This is a genomic window from Enterobacter sp. PL_is379, from assembly GCF_055817355.1.
In genome coordinates, this window is sequence record NZ_JBVPGT010000011.1 from 1 (window position 1) to 6,199 (window position 6,199).

A 6,199-nucleotide genomic window follows, 5' to 3' on the forward strand; every position below is an offset into this window, starting at 1 on the left:
TATGCGCCCCGTTCACACGATTCCTCTGTAGTTCAGTCGGTAGAACGGCGGACTGTTAATCCGTATGTCACTGGTTCGAGTCCAGTCAGAGGAGCCAAATTTGAAAAGCCTGCTTTTAAAGCAGGCTTTTTGCTTTTCTGCACAAGGTAAATGCAAAACGGCAACAAGGTTGCCGTTTTTAGTGTGTGCACCCTCTCCCGTGGGAGAGGGCCGGGGTGAGGGCACCAGCCCGCACAATCCCCTTACATGCCTACCTTAACCGGCATCCCTGACCGCCGTTCCAGTTCGGCTCCCGCCCCCTCGTTTATCAACTGCGTCCGCTGCGCGGCTGACATTGGCAGAGGCACTTTCCGGGTCGATTCAAACTCCGCGCGGTTACGTGATAATGGCTCGTGAACTTCCACCCAGCGGCTGCCGTCCGGCTCCGTGGTGACTTTAACGGGCCGATCGATAAGCTGCACGCGGGTTCCGACGGGAACATGATCAAAAAGATATTTGATGTCGTTATTACGCAGACGAATACAGCCCTGGCTCACCCGCAGCCCGATGCCAAAATTCGAGTTTGTGCCGTGAATGGCATAGAGCCTGCCGATATAAATGGCATACAGCCCCATCGGGTTATCCGGCCCGGCGGGCACGAATGCCGGGAGCGTTTTCCCTTCTGCCGCATAGGCACGGCGCGTATTCGGCGTCGGAGACCAGGTTGGCCCCACCTGCTTACGCTCAACGGCCGTCACCCAGTTTCGCGGGGTTTCGCGCCCGGCCTGACCGATGCCGATGGGCAGCACTTCAACGGTATTGCTGCCGGGTGGATAATAGTAGAGGCGCATTTCCGCCACGTTAACGACAATCCCCTCGCGAACGGTGTCGGGCAAAATCAGCTGCTGAGGGATCACCAGCCGGGTGCCGGATTTGGGTAAAAAAGGATCCACCCCCGGGTTCGCTTCCAGCATATTGCTTAGCCCCTGCCCGTACTGCGCGGCAAAGGCCTCAAGCGGTAATGTATTATGATCCGGCACGGTAATGACCTGCGAACTCCCTACCAGACGGCTGCCCGCCGGCGGTAAAGGATAGCTCACCGCCTGCACGCTCTGGCTGATAAGTAATGCAGCAAGACAGCCCAACGCCTCTTTACGACACATCTTCCCTTCCTCAGTCGCTTCGCTCTTTATTAAGCATAGCGTAGCCGTTTTGCATTACCCATCAGGAAATAAAATCAGTTTGCACAGGCCCCCTGTCGCGGTAGTCTCATAGATTCCGTTTATATGACGGGCGCAATGTGAGTGACCTTTTCTTATACCAATAATTAAAAATAAGTGCAGACAGGACAACTATGGACTCCACCCTCATCTCCGATCGTCCCAACGAGGAGACCCCTTCGCTCAATCGTGCCCGCCGCGCCGCACTCGGCAGCTTCGCGGGTGCCGTCGTCGACTGGTATGATTTTCTGCTTTACGGCATTACCGCCGCGCTGGTGTTCAACCGCGAGTTTTTTCCCCAGGTCAGCCCCGCGATGGGCACGCTCGCCGCGTTTGCCACCTTCGGCGTCGGCTTTCTGTTTCGCCCGCTGGGCGGGGTGATCTTCGGCCACTTCGGCGACCGCCTCGGCCGCAAGCGCATGCTGATGCTCACCGTCTGGATGATGGGGATCGCCACCGCGCTGATTGGCATACTCCCTTCTTTTTCCGCCATTGGCTGGTGGGCCCCAGTGTTGCTGGTGACATTACGCGCCATTCAGGGCTTCGCCGTGGGTGGCGAATGGGGCGGCGCGGCGCTGTTATCCGTTGAGAGCGCGCCAAAAAACAAGAAAGCGTTTTACAGCAGCGGCGTGCAGGTCGGGTACGGCGTAGGGCTGCTGCTTTCCACAGGGCTGGTATCGTTAATCAGCCAGCTCACTACCGACGAGCAGTTCCTGAGCTGGGGCTGGCGCATTCCATTCATCTTCAGCATCGTGCTGGTCATCGCCGCGCTGTGGATCCGTAACGGAATGGAGGAGTCGGCAGAGTTCGAAAAGCAGCAGGAAAAACCGGCCGTCAAAAAGCGACTGCCGGTGATGGAAGCCCTGATTCGGCACCCTGGCGCTTTTCTGAAAATTATCGCCCTGCGCCTGTGCGAGCTGCTGACGATGTATATCGTCACCGCCTTTGCCCTGAACTATTCGACGCAGAATCTCGGCCTGCCGCGCGAGCTGTTCCTGAATATCGGCCTGCTGGTCGGCGGGATCAGCTGCCTGACGATACCCTGCTTCGCCTGGCTGGCGGACCGGTTTGGCCGCCGTCGCGTCTACATCACCGGCGCGCTGATTGGGAGCCTCAGCGCCTGGCCATTCTTTATGGCGCTGGAGGCGCAGTCGATCTTCTGGATTGTCTTCTTTGCCATCATGCTCGCGAACATCGCTCACGATATGGTGGTGTGCGTTCAGCAGCCGATGTTTACCGAACTGTTCGGCGCCAGCTACCGCTACAGCGGCGCGGGCGTGGGTTACCAGGTCGCAAGCATGGTCGGCGGCGGGTTTACGCCGTTTATTGCCGCCGCGCTGGTGACCTTCTCGGGCGGCAACTGGCACAGCGTGGCGATTTATCTGCTGGCCGGTTGCCTGCTGTCGGCGGCAACGGCGCTACTGATGAAAGAGACGAGCCACCGCTGATCTCACTTTTGTTTCACAGGTGTGTGACATACTATCGGGTAGAGTCGCATACCTGTGGAACAAGGAGACAGAGATGAATAATAAGGGCTCCAGCCTGACCCCGGCTCAGGCGCTGGAAAAACTCGACGCGCTGTACGAACAGTCCGTCAACGCGCTACGCGGCGCCATCAGCGAATATATCGAAACAGGGAAACTTCCCGACGAAAAGGCCAGAACCGAGGGCCTTTTTGTTTATCCATCGCTCTCTGTGACCTGGGACGGCAGCGCCAGCACGACACCGAAAACCCGCGCCTACGCCCGTTTTACCCACTCCGGCTGCTACAGTACCACCGTTACCCGCCCGGCACTTTTCCGCCCGTATCTTGAAGAACAGCTGACGCTGCTGTATCAGGATTACGGCGCGCACATTCACGTTGAGCCCTCGCAGCATGAAATCCCTTATCCGTACGTGATAGACGGCTCGGCGCTAACGCTGGATCGCTCAATGAGCGCGGGGCTGACCCGCCACTTCCCGACGACGGAGCTTTCACAGATTGGCGATGAGACGGCCGATGGGATCTATCACCCGGCAGAATTTTCTCCCCTGTCGCACTTTGATGCCCGCCGGGTCGATTTCTCCCTGGCGCGACTGCGCCACTACACCGGCACGCCCGTCGAACATTTCCAGCCGTTCGTCCTCTTTACCAACTACACCCGCTACGTTGACGAGTTTGTCCGCTGGGGCTGCAGCCAGATCCTCGACCCGGAAAGCCCGTATATCGCGCTGTCCTGCGCGGGCGGGATCTGGATCACCGCGGAGACCGAAGCGCCCGAGCAGGCTATCTCCGACCTGGCGTGGAAAAAGCACCAGATGCCCGCCTGGCACCTGATCACCGCCGACGGCCAGGGCATTACGCTGATTAACATCGGCGTGGGCCCGTCAAATGCCAAAACCATCTGCGACCATCTGGCGGTGCTGCGTCCGGACGTGTGGCTGATGATCGGCCACTGCGGCGGCCTGCGTGAAAGCCAGCTGATTGGCGACTACGTGCTCGCCCACGCCTATCTGCGTGATGACCACGTGCTGGATGCGGTGCTGCCGCCGGATATCCCAATCCCGAGCATCGCGGAGGTACAGCGCGCGCTGTATGACGCTACCAAAGAGGTCAGCGGCATGCCGGGTGAAGAAGTTAAGCAGCGCCTGCGCACCGGTACGGTCGTCACGACGGATGACCGCAACTGGGAGCTGCGTTACTCCGCCTCCGCGCTGCGGTTCAACCTGAGCCGCGCGGTGGCAATTGATATGGAGAGCGCCACCATCGCCGCGCAGGGGTATCGCTTCCGCGTTCCCTACGGCACCCTGCTGTGCGTCTCAGATAAGCCGCTGCACGGCGAAATTAAGCTGCCGGGGCAGGCCAACCGCTTCTATGAGGGGGCTATCTCAGAGCATCTGCAGATTGGTATTCGCGCCATTGACCTGCTGCGGGCGGAAGGTGACAGGCTCCATTCCCGCAAGCTGCGCACCTTCAACGAGCCGCCGTTCCGCTAATAACGATAAGGAATAACCATGTCCAGCACATCTCAGCTCTCTGCCCTGCGCCACTGGCTCGAGGCCAGCCATCTCGACGGGATGATCGTCCCGCGTGCGGATGCCTGGCAGAGCGAATACTGCGCGCCATACGACGAAAAGCTGGCCTGGCTGACGGGCTTTGACGGTTCGGCCGGCGTGGCGCTGGTGCTGAAAAACAAAGCGCTGCTGTTCGTCGACGGGCGCTATCAGGTTCAGGCTCGCGTTCAGGTCAATACGGATGAGGTTGAGATCCACCATCTGCACAACGAGCCGCTGGCAGAATGGCTGGCGGAAAACGTGGAGGCCGGGACGCGCATCGGTTTTGATCCGCTGCTGATGACCAACTCGGAGTTTGAGCAACTGTCTGCCACGCCGTGCGAGCTGGTTCCTCTGAAGGCCTCGCCGTTTGACGCCCTATGGACTGACCGCCCTGCCGCACCGGCGGGGCTTATCCGGGAAATGCCGGTTGAATACAGCGGTGAAAGCAGCGAGGACAAACGTCAGCGCGTCGCCGGGGTGCTGGCCGCAAACAATGCCGATTATCTCGCCGTTACCCTGCCGGATAATATCGCATGGCTGTTAAACGTGCGTGGCGCGGATATTCCTTACAGCCCGGTACCGCTCTCCTTTGCCCTTCTTGGTCGTGACGGTCACGTTGAGTGGTTTGTTAACGACAATAAGCTCAGCGCCCTGCCTGAAGAGGTACGCAATGCGTTTACCATTGCGCCGCAGGACACTTTTATCGAACGCTGTCAGCAGATTGCTGCAGGCAAACGGGTGATGATTGATGCCGATTCCGCGCCGGTGGCTCTGCGCTTCGCCATTGAGCCACGGGGAGAAATTGTCTGGCGGACTGACCCCATCACCCTGATAAAGGCCACCAAAAACCCGGTCGAGCTGGCAGGTTATCGCGAGTGTCATCACCAGGACGGTGCCGCCTGGGTCAACTTCCTGGCCTGGCTGAGCCGCGAAGTGCCGCTGCGCGAGGCGGCAGGGAATCCGCTAACAGAGCTGGAGGTTCAGGCGCAGCAGCTTGCGTTCCGTCAACAGCAGCCTGGGTTCATCGAGCAGAGTTTTGCAACCATCTCCGCCTCTTCGAGCAATGCGGCGATGTGTCATTACCATTCGAGCGAGGCCAGCAATAAGCCCATCGGCCATAACCATTTTTACCTGAACGATTCTGGCGGCCAGTATGTGAATGGCACCACCGACGCCACGCGCACGCTGGCATGGGGTAAGGTCGATCCGCAGCAGCGACTGCACTACACCGCCGTGCTGAGAGGTTTCCTGTCACTGATTACCCTGCAGTTCCCTTCCGGGACTCAGGGGCATCAGCTGGATGCCTTCGCGCGTCGTCCGCTGTGGGAGATGGGGCTGGATTACGATCACGGCACGGGACATGGCGTTGGACACCAGTTGCTGATCCATGAGAACCCACATCGCATCGCCAAAAAGGTCAACCCGTGGCCGCTGGTGGCGGGCAACATCATGACGATTGAACCGGGATATTATCTGGGCGACAGCCACGGTATTCGTATTGAAAACCAGGTGGAGATTGTGGAGAGCCGTCCGGGGTTCTGTAGATTTGCCTCGCTGACGCTGATCCCGATCGACTTAAGTCAGGTTGAGCTGCATCTGTTGAGCGATCAGGAAAAGCAGTGGCTGGATGCGTATCACCAGCAGGTACGCGAGGCGCTTTCACCTCTGGTGAACAGCGATGCGCGTCCGTGGCTGATTGAGGCGACGGCGCCGATTAGTTTGTAATTTCGTGCGGTCTGGTGCCCTCACCCCAACCCTCTCCCACGGGAGAGGGTGCACACACTAAAAACGGCAACAAGGTTGCCGTTTTGCATTTACCTTGCGCAGAAAAGCAAAAAGCCTGCTTTAAAAGCAGGCTTTTCAAATTTGGCTCCTCTGACTGGACTCGAACCAGTGACATACGGATTAACAGTCCGCCGTTCTACCGACTGAACTACAGAGGAATCGTGTGAACGGGGCGCATA

At 58.9% G+C, this 6,199-nt stretch carries 4 protein-coding genes and 2 tRNA genes; 4 read left to right on the forward strand and 2 right to left on the reverse strand.

The features are described 5' to 3' along the window. Positions 1-21: 21 nt before the first annotated feature. A tRNA-Asn gene (locus tag AC0TOY_RS00190) sits at positions 22-97 on the forward strand. A gap of 145 nt (positions 98-242) precedes the next feature. Here the strand turns inward: AC0TOY_RS00190 and ldtA are convergent. Further along, positions 243-1,142, reverse strand: coding sequence for a L,D-transpeptidase (ldtA, locus tag AC0TOY_RS00195; protein ID WP_090419661.1), 900 nt, complete (start codon positions 1,140-1,142; stop codon positions 243-245). Positions 1,143-1,333: 191 nt separating this feature from the next. Here ldtA and shiA point away from each other — a divergent pair, with 191 nt between their 5' ends. The 3 genes from shiA to AC0TOY_RS00210 all read left to right on the forward strand — a co-directional run bounded on the left by shiA (position 1,334) and on the right by AC0TOY_RS00210 (position 5,960). Further along, a complete protein-coding gene (gene shiA, locus AC0TOY_RS00200; protein ID WP_473721379.1) occupies positions 1,334-2,647 on the forward strand; it encodes a shikimate transporter in 1,314 nt (437 codons plus the stop codon). 73 nt (positions 2,648-2,720) lie between these two features. Continuing rightward, positions 2,721-4,175, forward strand: a complete 1,455-nt coding sequence (locus AC0TOY_RS00205; RefSeq protein ID WP_157189415.1) for an AMP nucleosidase — start codon at positions 2,721-2,723, stop codon at positions 4,173-4,175. Positions 4,176-4,193: 18 nt separating this feature from the next. Continuing rightward, positions 4,194-5,960: an aminopeptidase P family protein gene (locus AC0TOY_RS00210; RefSeq protein ID WP_473721380.1), complete on the forward strand. Its 1,767-nt coding sequence runs from the start codon at positions 4,194-4,196 to the stop codon at positions 5,958-5,960. Positions 5,961-6,102: 142 nt separating this feature from the next. On the opposite strand, the gene AC0TOY_RS00215 is transcribed toward AC0TOY_RS00210, so the two are convergent. Continuing rightward, positions 6,103-6,178, reverse strand: a tRNA-Asn gene (locus AC0TOY_RS00215). Positions 6,179-6,199 lie beyond the last annotated feature (21 nt).